Source organism: Plantactinospora sp. DSM 117369 (assembly GCF_053764795.1).
In genome coordinates this window covers 185,922-204,947 of the sequence record NZ_CM132446.1, presented here as the reverse complement: position 1 = coordinate 204,947, position 19,026 = coordinate 185,922, and the positions used below count along the sequence as shown (strand labels likewise).

Genomic DNA, 19,026 nt, shown 5'->3' with positions numbered 1-19,026 from the left:
CGCGACAGGTAGACGTCGCGGCGGTTAGACATCATTGACAGGAGTTTTCCACATGTTCACGAGATTCGGACGAGCCATCGTCCTCAATCCATGGAAGGTCATCGCGGTGTGGCTCGTGCTGCTCGTCGGCTCGTTCTTCGCACCTTCCTTGGCTGACCAGGTCAGCACCGATCAGGCCAGCTTCCTGCCCTCCAGCTACGAGTCCGCGCAGGCGCAGCAGTTGGCAGAGCGCGCGTTCGGTCAGGGCGACGGGGCGAGTGCCACCGTCGTCGTGAAACGCGTCGACGGCCGACCCCTCGACGCTGCCGACACCGACCGGGTCGGCCGACTCGCCGAGACACTGCGGAGTGCCGGCATCGACCGGGTCGGTAGCGCTGTCACCGGGCCGCAGGCAGTCTCTCCGAACAAGCAGGTGCAGCTGGTCAGCATCTCGCTCACCGGTTCGCCCGCCGATCCGGTGCTCGGTGACGCCGTCGTGTCGATCCGCGAACGGGCGCAGTCCGATCTGGATGGCACTGGATTGTCGTACGCGGTAACCGGGGATGTCGCCCTCCTTGTCGACAACCAGGACGCGTTCGACACCGCGCTGCTCGTCGTCAGCATCGTGACGCTGGCCCTCGTCGTGGGCCTTCTCCTGATCATCTATCGCAGTCCGGTCGCGGCGTTCCTGCCGGTCGTGGTCGTCGGCGTGGTGTCGGCCGTGTCGAGCGCGGTCATCACGTTGTTCGTCAAAGCGTTCGACATGCAGGTGGACCAGTCACTGTTGACCATTCTCACCGTGGTGCTGTACGGCGTCGGCACCGACTACATCGTCTTCCTGCTGTTCCGTTACCGCGAACGGCTACGCGCCGGTGATGCCTCGAAGGACGCGCTCGCCATGGCGGTCAGCCGGGTCGGTGAGGTCATCGCATCGGCTGCCGCGGCGATCGTGATCGCGTTCGGGGCCCTCCTGCTCGCGGTGTTCGGCGGCTTCCGGAGTCTCGGCCCCGGCCTTGCCATCGGAGTGGTCGTCATGGCGATCGCCGCGGTCACGCTGGTCCCCGCCATCGTCTCGCTCATCGGCACCAAGGTGTTCTGGCCGTCGAAATCCTGGCAGCGCACGCCTCAGGGCAGCATCTTCCAACGCCTCGGCCGGTTCACCGGTCGTCGGCCGGTCGTGGTCGCGCTCGCCTCGGGCGGAATCATGGTGGTACTGGCGCTGGGTGTGTTCGGCCTCAAGGTCGACTACGACCAGGTCGGACAGCTCCCGGCCGACACGGAGTCGGCACGCGGCCTGGACGACCTGCAAGCCGGGTTCCCCGCTGGCGCCCTCAACCCGACCACCGTCTACGTCCGCGCGAACAACGGCCAACGCCTCGACCCGGCGACACTCAGCGACTACGCACGATCATTGGCCCAGGTGCCCGGGGTCGGGAACCTGATGCCCGGACCCGACGGCCGCCCAGCCACCATGAGCGCGGACGGCACGACCGCCCAGATCAACCTGCTGCTGAACACCAGTCCGTACTCGACAGCGGCACTCGACCTGGCCGGTGACGACCTGCGGCAGGTAGCCCACGACCAGGCCCCGGCCGGGACGACCGCGCTGGTCGGCGGAGTCAGCTCGGTCTTCGCCGACATCCGCGACGCGAACACCCGCGACCTGTGGGTCATCTTCCCCGTGGCCGGAGTGCTGATCGCCGTGATCCTGGGCCTGCTCCTGCGCAGCCTCGTCGCCCCGGTCTACCTCATGATCGCAGTCGGCCTCGGCTTCATGGCGACGCTCGGCGCCACGGTCCTGGCCTTCCAGGGCGCCGGTGACCGATCCGGCCTGTCGTTCTCCCTGCCGATCATCCTGTACCTGTTCGTGGTCGCGATCGGCACCGACTACAACATCCTCATGATCGCCCGGCTGCGCGAGGAGGCGCGGGCCGGCAACAATCCCCGCACCGCCGCTGCGCTCGCGGTGCAACACGGCGGACCCTCGGTCGCCGCCGCCGGGCTGATCCTCGCCGGCACCTTCACGTCGATGCTCTTCGCCGGGGTGTCGTTCCTGACCGAAATGGGCTTCGCGGTCTCGGTGGGAATCGTGCTCTCGGCGTTCGTCATGTCCCTCTTCCTCGTCCCCGCAGTCACCGCGCTACTCGGCCACACCGCCTGGTGGCCGGGACACGGCGACGCCACCCGATCAGACTCGTCGGCGAAGCCGACCTCGACCAGCGCGCCGGTATCGGAGGCCGCACCGGCCCGCTGACGATCCCGATACGCGGTGGGCGGGGCCGAGTACTCCGCCCACCGCGTCCCTGTGTCACGGCAAGGAGTTGCCGCAGGCGCGTGTGCCTCGAGGAAGGGTCATCCAGGTGTACCAAGGGATCCGCTCGGCTGTCCCCACCGTGTCGCGTCAACTACCCGCGGGTTCGGATCTGGGTTGGTGCTCGTCCGAGGCGAGGTGGGGTTGGGCGGCAGTTGTGTTGGCCGGCAAAGCAGCTGTCACCCCGGGCCTGGCGTTGTCTGTAGGTATGAAGGATAGGTACGCACGTGGACGCTGACCTCGAACGGGAGTTCAGCGATTTCATCGCGGCCCGCTCGCACGCACTGTTCCGCACCGCGCTCGCCCTGACCGGACACCGTCAGCAGGCCGAGGATCTACTCCAGACGGTACTGGCCAAGGGCGCTCGACACTGGGGGCGGATCCGGACCGGAAACCCCGAGGCGTACCTGCGCACCGCGCTGTACCGCCAGCAGACGAGTTGGTGGCGCAGCCTCCGGCGGGGGCGCGAGATGAGCGCTGAACTCCTGCCGGAGGCGGCGACGGCCGACGCCACCGCCACCGTTGACCTCAATCTGGCGCTCAGACAGGCGTTGACGCAGCTCGCGCCCAAACACCGGGCGGTGCTTGTGCTGCGCTACTTCGAAGACCGGCCGGACAGCGAGATCGCCGAGATTCTGGACTGCACCCAATCCACGGTACGTAGCCCCGCCGCACGTGCTCTCGCCCGGCTGCGTGAACTCTGCCCGAGGCTCGACATCCTCGCTACGAAGGAGACGGCTGACCGATGACCCCGCACCTCGCCGGAGCGCTCCGGATCGCATTCGAAGAACTGGCCGAGACCGCGCCCGCGCCGGTCGGGCTGGCCCAGGCCGCGCTGGTCACCGCCCGCCGGCAACGGGTCGCCCGGCTGGCCGTCGGCGGGGGCTTCGCCGCCGCGATCTGCGTCGCGCTGATCGGGGTGGTCGCCGTCATCGCTCCGGTCACCGGTACGGCCGGCGACCAGTTCGCCGATAGCGGGCTGAGGCCACTCGTGGTGACCGCGTACAGCGGAATCCGCGATCCGAAAGTCGATGATCCGAGCCGAAACTTCCAGTACTCGCTCCTGTTGAACGTGAAGACCGGCCGGTACGACCGGGTGCCGTACCGGTATGCCATGCCGTCCCCGGACGGCGGCCAGGTGTTGGTCACGACGGGTGACAACAGTCTGCGCTATCCCACCCGGGTAGGCGTACTGGACCGGGCTACCGGAAACGTACGGTGGATCACCGATTCCAGCGGCACCAGCGACGCCCGCTTCCCGGGCTATTCAAGCGACGGGCGCTGGTCCCCGGACGGGCAGCGCATCCTCTTCACCCACATGCCGCGCACGGGCACGCCCGGCTTCCTGCTGGTGGATTCGGAGACGCTCACGACGACGTTCGTCCCGTTGCCCGACCTGGCCGCGCAGAACGACCAGGTCACCGGCCTGCTCTGGACCCCGGACAGTAACGGGCTCGCGCTGACCCTCTCCACGTCTGTCGATGATCCCACGGTGACCGGGATCCGCTTCTATGACCTGGCCGGCAGGGTCGTGCGTACCGTTCCCGCCGGCGGCGGCCCGCTGGATGAGGGCAGCTTCTTCCCCGACGGCAGGCAACTGGCGCTCGCGTCGGACCCCGACGGGGTCCGACAGACCTCCGTCACGGTGATCGATCCGATCACCGGGGCGATGAAGCACAGCTTCACGGTGCCCCTTTCCGGCGACCTGATCGGCTGGAGGGACCACCAACACCTGTTGATCCGCGTCTTCCACGACCAGGGCGGGATACCGGCATCGGACCAGCCCGCCCCAGTCCGCGGACCAGGCGACGACGAGTACGACCGACTGCTCGTGGTCGACCTGACCGGCCGGGTGACCCACTCGATGCACCTACCGGCCGAGCACGCCGAGCACCTCTTCATCGGCTCCTCCGCCGGCCTGGCGAGCAGCGCCGCGAAGATCACCTTCTAACCATGATCGACCTCGCCGCAGAACAGGTCCGCGAGCTCCTCCACACCAAACCCGCAACGACCACCGAGGACAACACCTCCGACGACTGATCAGGCGGCGGACATGTCAGCACTCACCGAACCGGAATCGAGCACCTACCGGACCCATCGGGAACTTGAACAAGCCCTGCCCCGTACCCATCTGCAACGCCTCCCCTTGGAGAATCCGCCCCCAATGCGCCCTCGCCTGATCATGGTGCTCGCTGTCGCGGCGATCATTTCCGGCGGTGTCCTGCTGGTCCCCGCCACGTACGCCAAACTCGCCACCACCCCCGGACCGACCGACTCCGCATCCGCCACCCCCGCCACCCAGCGCCCCGCGCTGACCCCGCCACCGCCGCCGACCCTGGCCGCCGCACCGGTATCGGTGCCGGTGGACGCCTTCGTCGCGTGGGCATTGCTGGACCCGAGAGCGGGCGGATCGCCGGTTCGGCCAACAGTGCCACGTTGACCAACTCCACCGAATCGATGATCAAGGTTTGGATCGTCGCGGACTTCCTGCGCCGAACGGCAGAGGCCAACAAGACGCCCTCGGACGACCGCCTGGAACACGCCAGCCAAGCGATCCGCTACAGCTCCAACGACCCGGCCGAAGCGCTCTACAACGCTGGTGGCCAAACGGCGGTGATAGACGGATGATCGTCCTTTGCCGGTTGGCCAGAACGAGGCTGGCACCGTACCTGGCTATGCAGGCCGGTGGAGCTTCACCGAGATGACCGCCCAAGACGCGGTACGAATGGGCGAGTGTGTCAGGGACAGCTGGTCCGGCAGGTGATGCCGTCACCCCGCTGACCGGGGATCTGGGCAAGGCCGACCTGGCGGTGCTGGAAGGCTACGCCAACCGGCGTGCCCTGCTGCGGCTCGGACAGGCCCGGCTGATCGCGCTGATCGTGAAGGCGTCGAACAACGACCAGGGCCGGGCACGCGCCGAGCAGTGGCTGACCGTCGCCCGGGCAGCGGTCGACCTCTACGGTGAGCACCCGGCCGTCGCGTTCGCCGACCTGGCCGCCGAGATCGCCACCGAAGTACGGCTGCTGCGCGCCATCGACGCCGAACTCGCCACGCACGCCACCGAGCGGGAGTCCTGCTACCGGTGGGTGGACCCGATGCAGCTGGCCCGCAGCCTGCCCGGCCTGGCCGACGTCGGCGGGCCGGCGATGACCACGGTCATCGGCGACCCGGCCCGGTTCCCGACAGCGGCGCACTTCAAGTCCTACCTCGGCCTGGCGCCGCGCGCCTTGGAGACCGGTGACACCGACCGCAAGGGCCAACCGATGTCCAAGGCCGGCTCCCGCCTCGCCCGGGCCACCCTGATCCGCGCCGCGGACACCGCCCGCAAACAGGACCCCCAACCCGCCCGCGTCTACCACCAGCAGATGGTCGAACGCGGCGCCGAACACCTCAAGGCCAACTGCGTCGTCGCGGCCCGCCTCGCCGAACGGCTCTGGACCGTGATGCGCCGCCGCATGCCATACGTCATCTGCGACACCGATGGCACCCCGGTCACCCCGAGCAGGCGAAACAGATCATCGCCGAACGCCGGACCGTGACCGAGGAGATCCGCCGCAGGCCGCGCAGCAGCAAACGCAGGGCGGGCAAGGCCCCTCACCAAGTCCTCACGGGACATGATCACAAAGACGCTCAAGGCGTAGCAACGAGGCGACCTTCCCCACGCAAATCCTCGCCGACACCGTCACGGACCGTCAAGCGACACGGCCTCTTGACAACCGATCCTCGATAGGGAATCAGGTGAAGTCGTCGTCGAAGGCGGCGCCGAGAGCGGCGGCGATCAGGCCGGGCAGGTCCGGACGCCCGTCCTCCTGGGCCCAACGCATCAGGGCGACGAGCATCGCGGCCAGGCAGGTGCTGGCCACGACCCAGGTACGGAACTCCGCCTCGGGGTCCGGTGCGTCGCCGAGCACGGCGTCGACGATGGCCTTCTGGGTGGCGAACTGCCTGTCCAGGTGGCGGGCGCGCAGGGCCGGCGTATCGATCATCAACCGAAGGCGGGCGAGCAGCAGGTCCTTCTCGGACGACGAGAGCGCTCCAGGTGTGTCGTCGGCGGGTCCGACGAGGGTACGGGTCGTTTCGACCAGGGTCCGCCCGATCCGGCGCACCAAGGGCTCGTCGGCCGGGCGGGCGGCGACCCGGGCCGCGATGAGGGGGTCGTACCGGTCGTAGAGCACCAGGTCTTCCTTGGTGGGGAAGTGTCGGTAGACGGTCATCGTCGAGACCCCGGATGCCCGTGCGACGTGGTTGACGGTGGTCGCGTCGTAGCCGTGCTCGATGAACAGCCGCATCGCGTGCGACTGAATCATGCGCTGGGTCTCCGTCCGCCGGCGTTCACGCAGATTTGGCCTTCCACCACTCATGAGTGATACCGTACCTTACTGGTAGTTGCTAACAGATCGAGAGTCACTAACACATCGAGGTGAGTGGAATGGGCCGACTGGCTGGCAGGACCGCACTGGTGACCGGAGCCTCGCGCGGCATCGGACGGGCCATCGCCCAGCGTCTCGCCGCTGACGGCGCGGACGTCGCCGTGCACTACGGCGGCAGCGAGTCCGCGGCGTACGAGACGGTCGAGATGATCGAGAAGGCCGGCGGGCGCGCCTTCGCCGTCCAGGCCGAGCTGGGAACGGCGGGGGATGTCGACACCTTGTTCACCGGCCTGGAGCGCGGGCTGGCCGGGCGACCGCTGGACATCCTGGTCAACAACGCCGCGGCCCTCCCGGGCGGCCCCATCGAGACGGACACCCCGGAGCGGTTCGACCATCTCTTCGCGGTGAACGTCAAGGCGCCGTACTTCATCATCCAGCGGGCGCTCCCGCTGCTGCGCGACGGCGGCCGGATCATTACCCTGACCTCGGTCGCCGCCCGGCTGGCGCTCCCTGGTCAGACCTCCTTCGCCATGGGCAAAGGCGCCCTCGAGACGATGACCCTGACCCTGGCCAGCGCGCTAGGTGTCCGCGGGATCACGGTCAACGCCGTCGCCCCGGGCGCCACCAAAACCGACGTGAACGTGCCCGTCTTCGAGGCCCCGGGCGTCGAGGAACTCCTCACCGGCCAGACCGCCCTCAACCGCCTCGGCCGGGCCGAAGACGTCGCCGACGCCGTCGCCTTCCTCGCCTCCGACGACGGCCGCTGGATCACCGGCCAGGTCCTCGACGCTAGTGGCGGCCTCTACCTCGGCGCCCGGAGCTGACCCCACACCCCCAACCACCACATCCCCGGCGCCCGCCACCACCGGGGTAACGCATGCTCACGGGCCACGGCGAACCCGAAGGCGGGCGCCAACGCCCCACCCCAAGCCCGCCATGGCCTGGCACGCCGAGGAATACGCATGACCGAGCCGTTCGGTCATGAACCGCAGAGCGAACTGAACGGGAGCAACTAATGACCTACTCCGACGCCAGCCACGCTCCGGTGACGGTCATCGGCCTGGGACTGATGGGCCAGACGCTGGCCGGAGCGTTCCTGGCAGACGGACACCCCACAACCGTGTGGAACCGCTCGGCAGCCAAGGCCGAACAGCTCGTCGCCCGCGGCGCGACCCTCGCGGCCTCGGCCCGCGACGCCGTCGCGGCGAGCCCGCTGGTGGTCGTCTGCGTAGCCGACTACCAGGCTGCGCGTGAGCTCCTCGACCCGCTGGGGGACGTGCTCGCGGGCCGGGTCCTGGGTGAACCTGACCACGGGCACCTCGAAGCAGGCCCGCGAGACCGCCGAATGGGCGACACTGCAGGGTGCCACCTACCTCGACGGCGTGATCCTGGCCTTTCCCCAGACCATCGGCACCGCCGACGCCGTACTCCTCTACAGTGGGGCGCGGCCGGCCTTCGACATGCACGAGTCGACCCTGCGGAGCCTCGGCGCAGGCACCACCTACCTAGGCGTCGATCATGGTCTGCCCGCGCTGTACGACATGGCGATGCTGACCGTGATGTGGAGCGTTCTGAACGGGTTCCTGCACGGCGCCGCCCTGCTCGGGACGGCAGGAGTGGAGGCCGCGACGCTCGCCTCGTTCATGAAGCAGGGGATCGGGGCCTTGACCGAATGGGTTTCCGCCTATGCGGACCAAATCGACGCCGGTAAATACCCGGCCGTCGATTCCACCCTCGACACCCACCTGGCCGGGATGGAGCACCTCATCCAGGAGAGCGAGTCCCTCGGTAGCAATGTGGAACTACCCAAGTTCGTGAAGACGCTGACTGACCGGGCGGTGGCCGAGGGCCGCGGCGGCGACAGCTACGCGGCCATGATCGAGCAGTTCCGCAAGCCGACCACGGTCCGACCGTAGCCAGCCAGACCGTTGATACCAGCGGACCGCGAGGACGATCATGTCGGATGGGAATCGGACCTGACGAAGGCCGGTGTCGGTGGCGACGAGGACCACGAACGGCTGGCTGACCTCAGCGATCCAGCGTGATACCACAATCAAGCCCGCAATGATTATGCCCACGATTGACGGAGCACACCTGGCGTCAGCCCGTCAAGCGAGGACAAAAACGAAGACAGCCCGCTACTCGGCCATCCAGGCACCATTGATGCCGTAGTGCAGTGACATGCCGTCGTGGCGAACCGGATGCGGCCATCCGGGGCTTCCTGCTGATCGCTGTTCCTTCGACGGTCCAGTCCAGTGCGGACACCACTCTGCGGTCGCCGACCGCGACGTTGCTCTTCCGGCTTTTCTTCGGCGCCCTAGCCGTCGCCGGCCTGGTGCTCACCTACGCCGGCTGGTTCAGCCGGGCCGACAGGTCCCGTCTTTCACGTCGCGACGCCCCGAGCCGGTGACAACAACGTCGATGATCCCGATCGGTGACAACTAGTAGATCATCGCGTAAGTGACAGTGACGTAGTTGGATGGCCTCATGCGTTTGCCTCCGCTGCTGGTGAGTGACGAGGACCGTGTGGCTCGGGGCTGACCCAGCGGCTGTCCGCCAGATGACCGGGTAGATGTCCGGCCACAGACCGTGCTGTGCCTGGTTGGCACCTGGCTTTTGTTCGCGGTGGCCGCATCGGGGCCGTATTGGGAGGGACGATATGCCGAACAGTGGAGCTGATCTCGGCGCGGATCTGTACGACCTGTGGAGGGCGGGCAAGGACAACCTGCCCTCGGTGGCAGGCGAGTACGCCACGGCCGCCGACGCTGTGGGGAACGCGGCATCCGGGATGACCCGAGCTTTCGCGCGTCCGGCGCGATTCGGCGGGTTCTACGGGCCGACGTTCGAGTCCTGGCAGAACCTGCGATTCGATCTCGAAGCAATCCTGAACGAAACCGCTGACAATCTGAGGGACACCGGCGAGGCGCTCTGCCTGGCCGCCACCGAATATTCCGCGTCCGACGAGACAGCCCGTGCCGAGTTCAATCGACTGCGGCAGGACAATGGTGAACCCGGTGTGGACGGATTGCAATAGGTCCAGAGTGGAGAATCGTGCGGACTGTACTCGACATGGGAGAGGCAAAGAATGAGCTTCGGGCAACTAATGGAGCATGCTCACGAGATCAAGTTTAAGGCGTGGACGGAATCCCCGTACGTGGATCAGGAGGCCTACTACGGCCACGTGCCAGGCCTCTACCAGCCGTTCGCCGAGATGCCGGATCCCTCGGCGTTCGACCCGATGATCGAGCAACTGGCCGTGGCCCTCAACAGGCTCGCCAGGGGCGACAGCCCCAAGGATCCGATCAACGGCACGCCCTGCTTCGCCAACCCCACCCTGGACGAATTGTCGGCCACGGACCCTTGGCTCGCCCGGTGGACGGGCGAGGCCGCGGCGGCGTTCAAGACGAACTTCGTCGATCCGTTCCCGTCGGTGGTGGCCAACCAGTTCATCCTCACCAGCATGCTGAAGTCGGCGCTGGAGGCGGAGCGGGAACTCTGGGTGAACGCGCGGGCGGACATCGACAAGATCGCCCACGACACCATCGCCGCACTCGAACAAGTCGACGAGTGCAGCACGAGCGAATGGACCATGACGTTCACCGTGACGGCTGCCGTCGCGCGATCACCTGCTACTGAGGGACAAGCTGCCCGGAACGGCGGGCCAGTGACCGCAGAACACCCCACTCCATGCGGGCAGCATGATGAGACCCCCGCCATCGACCAGGACCCTGAGCTGATCTAGCTCGACGGTGCAACGCCCGAACCGCAGGACTTCCGCATCGGCGCTCGCGCCGGCGCCACGGCGCGCCAAGGCCCGGATCCTGGCCAGCAGCTCGCGCATATCGAACGGCTTGACCACGTAATCGTCCGCACCGGCGTCAAGCGCGTCGATCTTGGTGCTGGTAGCAGTCATCGTGGAGATCACCAGGATCGGTACGTCGTACCAGCGACGCAAGTCACCAATTACCCGGACGCCAGCCATGTGACCCGGCGGGAGGTCGATCACGATGAGATCAGGTCGAGCCCTTCGGGCGATTCGCAGCGCGCTACGGGCGTCGCCAGCCGTGTTGACCGCATATCCGCGAGCCCGCAGGTTGATACGCAGGACGTGCAGGAGATGTGGTTCGCCCTCGACAACAAGGATACGGGTCACCACGGCGCCTCCTTACCGCCGGATTCCGTTCTACCCGAACCCGTCGTGCCGTCGTGGCGGTCTTACCTCCTTGCCACCCGATCGGACAGGCCAACTACAAGATCCCCCGCGAACCGTCGTACCCGACAACAAGGTCAGCGACAAACAGGCCGTACCGAGCAGCGAGACCCAGCTCCGCGACGGACCGGCAGTCCGCCTACCTCCCGAAAGCCCGGTCGAGAATATGACGAACTCTCACATTCCCTCGGATAGCACGCAAGATAGGGGGACGTCATGGCCGGTCCGGGAAAGGTCCACAAGCGGTGCGGCTGCCGTGACAACAGCACCAAGAAGCGACTGGAGAAGGACTGTCCCCGCCTGCCCGAACGCGGGCACGGCAGCTGGTACTTCGACTGCTCCGCGACCGACGCGTTCGGCAAGCCCGCCCGGGCACGCCGAGGCGGTTTCCCGTCCAAGGCCGCCGCCAGGCAGGCGCGGGACGAGTGGCTGAACCGGACCGGTGAGGAACGCACCGCGCAGGGGTAGACCCTCGAACGGTGGCTGCGGTACTGGCTGTCCACCCGCACCAAGATCCGGGACACCACCAAGGCCGCCTACACCCGCGACGTCGAGCAGTTCCTCATCCCGCACATGGGCCGGATCACCCTGGCCGACCTCGACATCCGACGCATCCGCGCCGAGTTCGACGAGATCGCCAAGACCACCAACCGTCGCGGCCAGCCACAGACACCGTCGTGCCTGCAACACCTCCGGACCACCCTCCGCGCGGCGCTCAACCTCGCCGTCCGGGAAGGCCTCCTCGACGCCAATCCGATCCGGCACCTCGAACTCCCGTCCTACCGCAAGCCCCACGCCCAGGTCTGGACACCCGCGCGAGTGGCGGAGTGGCGGGCCACCGGCCAACGCCCCAAGGTGGCCGTGTGGACCGTGGTGCACCTCGCCGCGTTCCTCGACGCGGTCACCTTCGACCGATTCTTCGCCCTCTGGTGGCTCATCGCCCTACGCGGCCTGCGCCGCGGCGAGGCATGCGGACTCCGCTGGACCGACATCGACCTCGACCACGGCGTCCTGTTCATATTCCGCAACCGGACCACGGTCGGCTACCAGGTCGTCGAGGGAGAACCGAAGACCGCCGCCGGGATCCGCGCCGTCGCACTGGACGAGCACACCGTCGCCGTGCTCCGCGAGCACCAACGCCGCCAGCGACAGGAACAGGCCGCCCGCCAGGCGGCGGGCAAAACCTGGTTCGACAGCGGCTACGTGTTCATCCGCCCCGACTGCCGACCGCTGCACCCCGGCTACGCCACCCTGCACTTCACCCCGCCTGGTCAAACGAGCCGACCTGCCGCCGATCCGGCTGCACGACCTCCGCCACGGCGCCGCCTCGCTCGCCCACGAAGCCGGTGCCGATCTGAAGACCGTGCAAGATCTACTCGGTCACGCCAGCATCATCACCACCGCCGACACCTACGTCAGCGTCCTACCGTTCGCCCAGCGTAGATGCGCTGACGCCACCGCCCGACTCGTCCTCGCCGCAGCCCGACGCACACGCGAGAAGATCAGGAAGCGGGCCCGCCACAACCACCCCCAACAGCGCCCAAACAACAAGCGACACCCCGCCAAGAAGCGGTAACGCCACTACAAAACAGCAGGTCAGCCCACATACATCCAAACGGTTATTACAGAGAGTGACGGCACCCACATGGCACCCAGACGACACCCACCGTCGACTTGGGACGATCAACAAAAAACGCCTGACCGCGTTTCCGCAGGCCAGACGCCTTATGATCTTGCGCGCCCGAAGGGATTCGAACCCCTAACCTTCTGATCCGTAGTCAGATGCTCTATCCGTTGAGCTACGGGCGCAGTTGCCGGGCCAGTCTACACACCAACCTCAGCGCGGAGACTCCGGGATTCGAACCCGGGAGGGGCTTTAAGACCCCAACCGCATTAGCAGTGCGGCGCCATAGACCAGACTAGGCGAAGTCTCCCTGTGGTCCCACCAGACCACGTCGGTCGAGGATACAGGGCAGCGACCCGACGGGGCAAAGCGACTTCCCGGGCAGACCCTGACCCGCCCGGGCCAGCCCCGCCAGGCCGCGCGCGGCCGGCGGCACGACCTCCGCCGATTCCTGTTCGGTGCCGATCCGCCACCGAGACTAGGCTCACGTGATATGGAGGAGCAGTCGCCCACCGAGCCGCCCCGCCGCCGCCCGGCGCCGAAGTCGACGCGCCGCTCCGGCCCGACCAAGGCCGCCTTCGCCTCCGCCCCGGACCCTGAGACGGAGACGGCCGACCAGTCCCCGGCTCCGCCCCGCCCGCGCGCCCGTAAGACCCCTCCGACAGTGCTCTTCCAGCCACCGACCGAACCGGAGCCACTGCCACCCGGGCGGCCTCCCGCCCGCACCGCGCAGTCGTCCGGAGCAGTCACCCGACCGGATCCCGCCACGCCACCGTCGGCCACGGGGCGGGCCGACCGGGTTCCGCCGACCATGGCGACGCCGACCCGCCCACAGACCGCCGACACCGCCCCCTCGGCCGACGCTCCGGCTCCGGCTCCGGCTCCGGCTCCGGCTCCGGCAGGAGGATCCGACGAGGTGACCACAGATGGAACGGCCGTCCCGGCAGTCGATCCGGCCAGCGCCACTGGCGGGGAGCCGAGCGCCGACACCGCCACGCAGAGCGTGACCGGGAAGGGGGCCGGGTCCAAGGTCACCGCCAAGAAGGCCGGACCGGCGAAGAAGACAGCCGCCGCCAAGAAAGCGACCACCGCCAAGAAAGCGACCACCGCGAAGAAAGCGACCACCGCGAAGAAAACCACCACCGCGAAGAAAACCACCGCCACCAAGAAGGCCACCGCCAAGAGGAGCACCGCGAAGAAGGTGGCTGGGGCTACGGCGGCCGAGCCGGCCAGGACGGACTCCGGCGAAGAGACGGCGGTACCGTCCGCCGCTGCCCCGGAAGCACCGACACCGTCTCCCCGCACCGGCCTCGGCGCCACCGGCTTCACCGACAGTGCCGTGAGTGAGATCACGGCACCCGCCGATACCGGCACCGCCGAACCGACCACCCCGGCAGGGCCGACCCGCCCAGCCCAGGAGGAGACCCACGCCGACGAGTCCGGCGCTCAGGAAGCCGGAGCCGATGCTGCGGCGAGCGGCACGCCGAGCGGACCCACCGGCATCGGTACGTCGTACCCGGTCGGCACGCCCAACGGCGGTGGCCCGGCGGATCGAGCGGCTTCGGGGCGTACTCCTGGACCGCAGGCGCAACTATCGACGGTCCGGCAGATTCTCGACCACCCCGGCTACACACCCGAACTGCTCGCCCTGGCTGCGGTACGCGGGCTCGGCCCGGAGGCTGGAGCCTGGGCGGCCTGGGTCCGGGCCGCCTACCCCGGTGCCAGCGCCGAGGGTCTGGTCCGGTTGGCCACCCGGCGGTACGTCCGGCTCGCCGCTGCCGGTGGGGCCCTGGCCACGGCGACCGGGATGCTCGCCCCGCTCACCGAGTTCGCCGCCGTCGCCTGGGCGCAGGCCGGCCTGGTGCTGCACCTGGCGGCCGCGTACGACCATGATCCGACCCGGCCGGAGCGGGCCGCCGACCTGCTGGTGCTGACCCGGGTCCACCCGGACGTGGCAAGTGCCCGGGCCGCGCTGGCCGCCGCCGAGGCGGCGATCGCCGGCCGGCGGGGAGACCCGGGACCGGCCGCCGACGACGGTTCGACGGAGGACGTCGACGACGTCGACGCGGAACCGGGCCGGCTGGCCGAGGCGGGCTGGCGGCTGGGTGCGCCGATCGTCGCCCGGACCGCGAACTGGCTGGCCCTGCGGCTGGCCGTACGGCGACTGCCTGGCGCGATGACGCTGGCCGCCGCGATGCTGAGTTCCGCCAACACCGAACGGCTCGCCGCCCGGACGGTGGGGTACTACCGCTCGGGAGCCGGCTGGCCGAACACTGCCGGACGTCCGGCGGTGACCGTCGCCGGCGAGTCACCCGGCTACAACCAGTCGAACCATTCCGGGGGCAGCAGCGCGTAGCCGACGAAGGCGACCACGTCCAGCAGGGTGTGCGCCACCACCAGCGGCAGCACCCGCCTGGTACGCAGGAAGAACAGCGCGAACACCACGCCCATGACCGCGTTGCCGACGAACGCGCCAAAACCCTGGTAGAGGTGGTACGAGCCGCGCAGCAGAGCACTGGCGGCGATGACGGCGCCAATCCGCCACCCCAGCTCCCGCAGCCGGGTCATCAGGTAGCCGACCACGACGACCTCTTCGAGGATCGCGTTCTGGGCGGCCGATAGGACCAGCACCGGGACCGCCCACCACAGGTCGGGCAGGCTCGCCGGGACGACGTTGGCGTTGATGCCGAGGTGCGCGGCGATCCAGAAGAGGCCGAGCCCGGGCAGACCGATCGCGGCGGCCAGCGCCGCGCCCCAGGCCAGGTCCCGGCCGGGCCGCCGGCCGTCCAGGCCGAGCACCTCCCGGGCACCGCCCCGACCCTGGTCGGGCAGGGCGTCCCGGGCGAGCAGCCCGTCGCGGTCCAGGGTCCGGTCCCGGTTCATCAGGTGTACGGCGAGCAGCACCGGCACGAGGGCGAAGAAGATCCCGAGGAGTTGGTACGTGAGGTCGAGCCAGGGCCGCGCCGACTGTGAGGCGTTCAGCGTGGCGGTCTGCTGGGACAGCGGCCGATCGGCGGTGAGCCGGGCGATGATGGTGACCGCCGAGTAGACCGCGGACTGTCCCAGGGACAACCCGAGTACCAGGAGCACCTCGGTGCCCAACACACGGCGGGACAGCGGGCGGGCGAGATCAACCGTCACCCGACAACTGTGCCCGATCGCGCCGCCCGGCGGGGGCGTCCGCACGGTGTCCCTGACCCGACCGCCCGGCGGAGTCGAGCGCCCCGGCCCGTGTCGCCCCGCCCGCGTCGCGGCGGCCGGCACCTCGCCACCGCCCTCGTCCCGGCCGTACACGTCCGGGCGGCAGCACACTTCGGGCTGGTGTGCAGCCGTTCCGGCTCCGGCGGAAGTCGGTTCTCCGACAAGGGGCGATTGACCTTCAATCGCACATTCTGTGCGACCAGGACTGACTCACGGTATTCATTCTTATCCGCGCAGTGGCCCCGACCGAGAAGGTGTCATGGACAACCTCGCACAGCTGTTGAAGGAGAGCTGGACCCTCGTCGAAGATCGGCGGGACAAGGTCGCGGGATACTTCTACGCCCGGATGTTCCTGTCCGATCCCGCACTGCGCACATTGTTTCCGGTGCAGATGGACAGCCAGCGGGACCGGCTGCTGGAGGCGATCGTGACCGCCGTCCAGACCATCGACGACCCCGAGAACTTCGACGAGTACCTCCGCTCGCTCGGCCGCGACCACCGCAAATACCACGTCAGGCCGGAGCACTACGACCTCATGGGCACCGCGCTGCTGGCCGCGCTGCCCGAGGTCGCGGGCGAGCACTGGACCCTCGAGTACGACCAGGCGTGGCGGGACGCGTACCGGGTAATCGCCGAGCGCATGCAGGCCGGCGCGGCCGACGATCCGAACCCGCCGTTCTGGCACGCGGAGGTGATCGGCCACGAACGCCGGGGCAGCGACATCGCCGTACTGACCTGCCGTCCCCTCCAGCACCACCTGCCCTACCGGGCCGGCCAGTACGTCAGCGTCGAGGTGCCGCGCTACCAGCCCCGCCTCTGGCGGACGTACTCGATCGCCAACGCCCCGCGCGCGGACAACACGCTCGACTTCCACGTCCGGGCGGTCGGTGCCGGATGGGTCTCCAGCGCCCTCGTCCGCCGGGTCAAGGTCGGTGACCTGCTGCGGGTGGCCGCCCCGATGGGCGCGATGACGCTGGACCGGTCCTCCACCCGGGACGTGCTCTGCGTGGCCGGCGGCGTCGGGCTCGCCCCGATCAAGGCGCTCGCCGAGGAACTGGCCGGATACAACCGCACCCGCTGGATGCACGTCTTCGTCGGCGCGTCCGGGCGCGACGACCTGTACGGGCTGACCGAGCTCCAGGCCCTCGCCGGCCGGCACCCGTGGCTGTCGGTCATCCCGGTGTGCAGCGCGGATCCCGGCTTCGACGGCGAGCGTGGCGAGATCACCGACGTCTTCGCCCGGTACGGCCCGTGGACCACCCACGACTGCTACGTCTCCGGATCCGCCGCCCTGGTCCGCTCCGCGCTCCGCACGCTCGCCGCCGACGACGTGCCCCCGGAGAACATCCGGTACGACGCCTTCGGCGAACTCTAGACACCCTCCCTCTCCCCCAAAGCCGGGTCTCCGTGTCCTACCCGTAGGGCACGGAGACCCGGCTCCCGTCTCGGGGGTCGGCCGCCCGCGCTCAGTAGCGCCAGGGGTTGCCGGTGTCCCGGTACTCCTCGATCGGCACCAGTGGGACCTCCGGGTCCATCCGGTCGACGTAGAGCCGGCCCTCCAGGTGGTCGATCTCGTGCGCGACCAGTCGGGCCATGGCGAGTTCGAACGACGTGATCATGCGCTTGCCGTCCCAACGCGCGTGCTCGACGTCGAGCCGCAGCGGCCGGGCGACCAGGCCACGGAGGTCGAACAGGGAGAGGCAACCCTCGTACTGCTCGTCGGTCTCCAGGGCGGCGTCGACCACCCGGGGGTTGAGCAGTACGACCGGTTCGGCGTCCCGGTCCGGCGGGCGTACCACGGCGGCGGCCCAGGGCAGCCCGATCTGCGGCGCGGCGAGCCCGACCCCCTTGCTGAACGGGTGCAGCTCGTCGAGACGTTCCAGTGCGGCCCGGAGCCGGGCCACCACGTCCCGGGCGTTGGCGTCGTCCCGGGGCAGGTCGAAGTGCCGGGCCGGCTGGCGGAGCAGGTCCGCGCCGAGCTGCACGATGCCGGCGGCCCGCATCCGGTCACTGGCCCGGCCCTCCGCCGATTCCGGCGGCGCGGCGGCGGCGGGTGCGGCCGGCTGGGCCCGGTAGCGCCACTCCAGCCGGTACCGGGCGTTCAGCGGCGGGTCGTCGGTCGACCACTCGAAGAGCGCCCGGCCGCCCTCGTCGTGCCGGACCAGTGGCGTACGCAGCGGCCCCTCCTCGGCCGACAGCGACGTCTCCACGCCCCAGACCTGCGGCTCGAGGTCAAGCGGCAGGTCGAGCCGGAGCGCGAGCCGGCGGGTGGGCAGCCGTACGGCGCGCTGGAACCACTGGCCCCACTTGTCCTGGTTGACCCGGTAGGAGTATTCGGTGGTGATTCGCTCGCCCGGATACAGCGGGAACCGGCCGTCGCCGTTCTCGAAGAGCAGCCACACCTCCTTGAAGGCGTCCCGGTCGTGCTTCTTGCGCCACTCCATCGGCTCGCGGTTGCCCTGGTCGTCGCAGAACGCCTGGAGGTCCAGCTCGGCGAAGGTCAGCGGGTTCTCCCGGTGGTGCCGGTTGGACCGGGCCGGATCGTTGGGATAGCGGTCGACGGCGATCCGCACCAGGTAGCGGGTGACCGGCTCCGTTCCGGCGTTGTAGAGCGCCCGCCGGATCACGCAGCGGTACGCGCCCTCGTGGTAGGCGAGCGTGGCGGTCTCCTGCTCCACGATCAGTCCGGTGCCGGGCGGCATCCACTGCTCGGGTACGGGTGGATCGCGGTGCGCGACGGCACTGGAGCGGGCCTGCCGCAGTTCGTCGTACTCCTGGAAGCGCTGCCAGATCGCTCCGGCGGCGCCGAGTACGGCCTCCGCGCGCCGGGCGAAGTCCTCGGTCGGCCGGTGCCGCCGGCCCTCGACATGGCTGACGTAGGAAGGGTCGAACCCCATCCGGGCCGCGAGCTGTTTCTTGGTCATGCCCCGCTCGACCCGCCGGCGGGAAAGCTCGGCCGCGAACGAGTCGGCAGCCCGCTCGATTGGCGTGGTCATCAGGTTCCTCTGGCCGGGAATCTCAGTTTGCTGGCCGAGCCGGCCAGTCTGACAGAACTGGCGCGTTAACGACAATGGCTTGACATTTCGGCCTCCGTGGATGATCCTCCACCGCCCAACCTCGCATCCCCAGTCAGATCCGCGACGTGTCGGGGGAAACATCACGGGAAGACACCCCGATACCCCCAACTCTGGTTAGCCTTGCCTTAGTAGGCTAGGGTGACGTTCGGTTGTCAGACGTGGGGGGTTGATCCAGGTGGCATCGAGGCAGACCAGTCCGGCTGCGGCCGTCGTGCCGGGCGTCTGCCCGTCCACCGGAGCGCCGCGAAACGGCG

18 protein-coding genes, 2 tRNA genes and 1 pseudogene are annotated in these 19,026 nt (G+C 69.0%); 15 read left to right on the top strand and 6 right to left on the bottom strand.

The genetic code is table 11. The features are described from left to right. Window positions 1-52: 52 nt before the first annotated feature. The 6 genes from ACSMXO_RS00980 to ACSMXO_RS00955 all read left to right on the top strand — a co-directional run bounded on the left by ACSMXO_RS00980 (window position 53) and on the right by ACSMXO_RS00955 (window position 5,829). Window positions 53-2,233, top strand: a complete 2,181-nt coding sequence (locus tag ACSMXO_RS00980; protein WP_455416379.1) for an MMPL family transporter — start codon at window positions 53-55, stop codon at window positions 2,231-2,233. A 284-nt stretch (window positions 2,234-2,517) separates the two neighbouring features. Next, window positions 2,518-3,039: a SigE family RNA polymerase sigma factor gene (locus ACSMXO_RS00975; protein ID WP_455416378.1), complete on the top strand. Its 522-nt coding sequence runs from the start codon at window positions 2,518-2,520 to the stop codon at window positions 3,037-3,039. After that, on the top strand, window positions 3,036-4,241 hold the full coding sequence (locus ACSMXO_RS00970; protein ID WP_455416377.1) for a TolB family protein: 1,206 nt from the start codon (window positions 3,036-3,038) through the stop codon (window positions 4,239-4,241). The genes ACSMXO_RS00975 and ACSMXO_RS00970 overlap by 4 nt, the downstream gene beginning before the upstream one ends. 213 nt (window positions 4,242-4,454) lie before the next feature. Then, entirely contained in the window at window positions 4,455-4,730 is a 276-nt protein-coding gene (locus ACSMXO_RS00965; RefSeq protein WP_455416376.1) for a hypothetical protein, read from the top strand. Continuing rightward, window positions 4,727-4,918, top strand: a complete 192-nt coding sequence (locus ACSMXO_RS00960) for a hypothetical protein (protein WP_455416375.1) — start codon at window positions 4,727-4,729, stop codon at window positions 4,916-4,918. The genes ACSMXO_RS00965 and ACSMXO_RS00960 overlap by 4 nt, the downstream gene beginning before the upstream one ends. 107 nt (window positions 4,919-5,025) lie before the next feature. Continuing rightward, window positions 5,026-5,829: a transposase gene (locus tag ACSMXO_RS00955; protein ID WP_455416374.1), complete on the top strand. Its 804-nt coding sequence runs from the start codon at window positions 5,026-5,028 to the stop codon at window positions 5,827-5,829. Between the two features lie 195 nt (window positions 5,830-6,024). Here the strand turns inward: ACSMXO_RS00955 and ACSMXO_RS00950 are convergent, their stop codons facing one another. Beyond that, window positions 6,025-6,597, bottom strand: a complete 573-nt coding sequence (locus ACSMXO_RS00950; RefSeq protein ID WP_455416373.1) for a helix-turn-helix domain-containing protein — start codon at window positions 6,595-6,597, stop codon at window positions 6,025-6,027. A 122-nt stretch (window positions 6,598-6,719) separates the two neighbouring features. Here ACSMXO_RS00950 and ACSMXO_RS00945 point away from each other — a divergent pair, with 122 nt between their 5' ends. The 5 genes and pseudogenes from ACSMXO_RS00945 to ACSMXO_RS00925 all read left to right on the top strand — a co-directional run bounded on the left by ACSMXO_RS00945 (window position 6,720) and on the right by ACSMXO_RS00925 (window position 10,402). Next, window positions 6,720-7,484, top strand: a complete 765-nt coding sequence (locus tag ACSMXO_RS00945) for an SDR family oxidoreductase (RefSeq protein ID WP_455416372.1) — start codon at window positions 6,720-6,722, stop codon at window positions 7,482-7,484. A gap of 191 nt (window positions 7,485-7,675) precedes the next feature. After that, window positions 7,676-7,939, top strand: a pseudogene (locus ACSMXO_RS00940) (NAD(P)-binding domain-containing protein); the annotation flags it as partial. 19 nt (window positions 7,940-7,958) lie between these two features. After that, the gene (locus ACSMXO_RS00935; protein ID WP_455416371.1) at window positions 7,959-8,576 is read left to right on the top strand and encodes an imine reductase family protein; all 618 of its coding nucleotides are present in this window, start codon (window positions 7,959-7,961) and stop codon (window positions 8,574-8,576) included. Window positions 8,577-9,319: 743 nt separating this feature from the next. Then, complete coding sequence (locus tag ACSMXO_RS00930) at window positions 9,320-9,694, top strand: hypothetical protein (RefSeq protein ID WP_455416370.1); 375 nt, start codon at window positions 9,320-9,322, stop codon at window positions 9,692-9,694. A 51-nt stretch (window positions 9,695-9,745) separates the two neighbouring features. Then, window positions 9,746-10,402, top strand: a complete 657-nt coding sequence (locus ACSMXO_RS00925; protein ID WP_455416369.1) for a hypothetical protein — start codon at window positions 9,746-9,748, stop codon at window positions 10,400-10,402. On the opposite strand, the gene ACSMXO_RS00920 is transcribed toward ACSMXO_RS00925, so the two are convergent. After that, a complete protein-coding gene (locus ACSMXO_RS00920; protein ID WP_455419124.1) occupies window positions 10,283-10,813 on the bottom strand; it encodes a response regulator transcription factor in 531 nt (176 codons plus the stop codon). The two genes, ACSMXO_RS00925 and ACSMXO_RS00920, sit on opposite strands and share 120 nt — an antisense overlap. Before the next feature lie 273 nt (window positions 10,814-11,086). Between ACSMXO_RS00920 and ACSMXO_RS00915 the strand changes: the two genes are divergently transcribed. Continuing rightward, on the top strand, window positions 11,087-11,338 hold the full coding sequence (locus tag ACSMXO_RS00915) for a hypothetical protein (RefSeq protein ID WP_455416368.1): 252 nt from the start codon (window positions 11,087-11,089) through the stop codon (window positions 11,336-11,338). After that, the gene (locus ACSMXO_RS00910; protein WP_455419123.1) at window positions 11,313-12,446 is read left to right on the top strand and encodes a tyrosine-type recombinase/integrase; all 1,134 of its coding nucleotides are present in this window, start codon (window positions 11,313-11,315) and stop codon (window positions 12,444-12,446) included. The genes ACSMXO_RS00915 and ACSMXO_RS00910 overlap by 26 nt, the downstream gene beginning before the upstream one ends. Window positions 12,447-12,606: 160 nt before the next feature. Here ACSMXO_RS00910 and ACSMXO_RS00905 read toward each other — a convergent pair. Continuing rightward, a tRNA-Arg gene (locus ACSMXO_RS00905) sits at window positions 12,607-12,679 on the bottom strand. Between the two features lie 34 nt (window positions 12,680-12,713). Beyond that, window positions 12,714-12,804 (bottom strand) — tRNA-Ser (locus tag ACSMXO_RS00900). A 606-nt stretch (window positions 12,805-13,410) separates the two neighbouring features. Here ACSMXO_RS00900 and ACSMXO_RS00895 point away from each other — a divergent pair. Further along, window positions 13,411-14,850, top strand: a complete 1,440-nt coding sequence (locus tag ACSMXO_RS00895) for a hypothetical protein (RefSeq protein ID WP_455416367.1) — start codon at window positions 13,411-13,413, stop codon at window positions 14,848-14,850. Here the strand turns inward: ACSMXO_RS00895 and ACSMXO_RS00890 are convergent. Beyond that, window positions 14,811-15,635: a CPBP family intramembrane glutamic endopeptidase gene (locus ACSMXO_RS00890; RefSeq protein WP_346263373.1), complete on the bottom strand. Its 825-nt coding sequence runs from the start codon at window positions 15,633-15,635 to the stop codon at window positions 14,811-14,813. The two genes, ACSMXO_RS00895 and ACSMXO_RS00890, sit on opposite strands and share 40 nt — an antisense overlap. A 319-nt stretch (window positions 15,636-15,954) precedes the next feature. Between ACSMXO_RS00890 and ACSMXO_RS00885 the strand changes: the two genes are divergently transcribed. Continuing rightward, the gene (locus tag ACSMXO_RS00885) at window positions 15,955-17,070 is read left to right on the top strand and encodes a globin domain-containing protein (RefSeq protein WP_455416366.1); all 1,116 of its coding nucleotides are present in this window, start codon (window positions 15,955-15,957) and stop codon (window positions 17,068-17,070) included. Between the two features lie 91 nt (window positions 17,071-17,161). Here the strand turns inward: ACSMXO_RS00885 and ACSMXO_RS00880 are convergent, their stop codons facing one another. Beyond that, window positions 17,162-18,691 carry a peptide deformylase gene (locus ACSMXO_RS00880; protein ID WP_455416365.1) on the bottom strand — a complete coding sequence of 510 codons (1,530 nt, stop codon included), beginning with the start codon at window positions 18,689-18,691 and terminating at the stop codon, window positions 17,162-17,164. Between the last annotated feature and the right edge of the window lie 335 nt (window positions 18,692-19,026).

Coding starts and splice junctions, on each gene's coding strand:
- ACSMXO_RS00915 (WP_455416368.1), top strand. CDS start 11,087: ATGGCCGGTCCGGGAAAGGTCCACAAGCGGTGCGGCTGCCGTGACAAC.
- ACSMXO_RS00885 (WP_455416366.1), top strand. CDS start 15,955: ATGGACAACCTCGCACAGCTGTTGAAGGAGAGCTGGACCCTCGTCGAA.
- ACSMXO_RS00950 (WP_455416373.1), bottom strand. CDS start 6,597: ATGATTCAGTCGCACGCGATGCGGCTGTTCATCGAGCACGGCTACGAC.
- ACSMXO_RS00965 (WP_455416376.1), top strand. CDS start 4,455: ATGCGCCCTCGCCTGATCATGGTGCTCGCTGTCGCGGCGATCATTTCC.
- ACSMXO_RS00980 (WP_455416379.1), top strand. CDS start 53: ATGTTCACGAGATTCGGACGAGCCATCGTCCTCAATCCATGGAAGGTC.
- ACSMXO_RS00945 (WP_455416372.1), top strand. CDS start 6,720: ATGGGCCGACTGGCTGGCAGGACCGCACTGGTGACCGGAGCCTCGCGC.
- ACSMXO_RS00880 (WP_455416365.1), bottom strand. CDS start 18,691: ATGACCACGCCAATCGAGCGGGCTGCCGACTCGTTCGCGGCCGAGCTT.
- ACSMXO_RS00930 (WP_455416370.1), top strand. CDS start 9,320: ATGCCGAACAGTGGAGCTGATCTCGGCGCGGATCTGTACGACCTGTGG.
- ACSMXO_RS00925 (WP_455416369.1), top strand. CDS start 9,746: ATGAGCTTCGGGCAACTAATGGAGCATGCTCACGAGATCAAGTTTAAG.
- ACSMXO_RS00970 (WP_455416377.1), top strand. CDS start 3,036: ATGACCCCGCACCTCGCCGGAGCGCTCCGGATCGCATTCGAAGAACTG.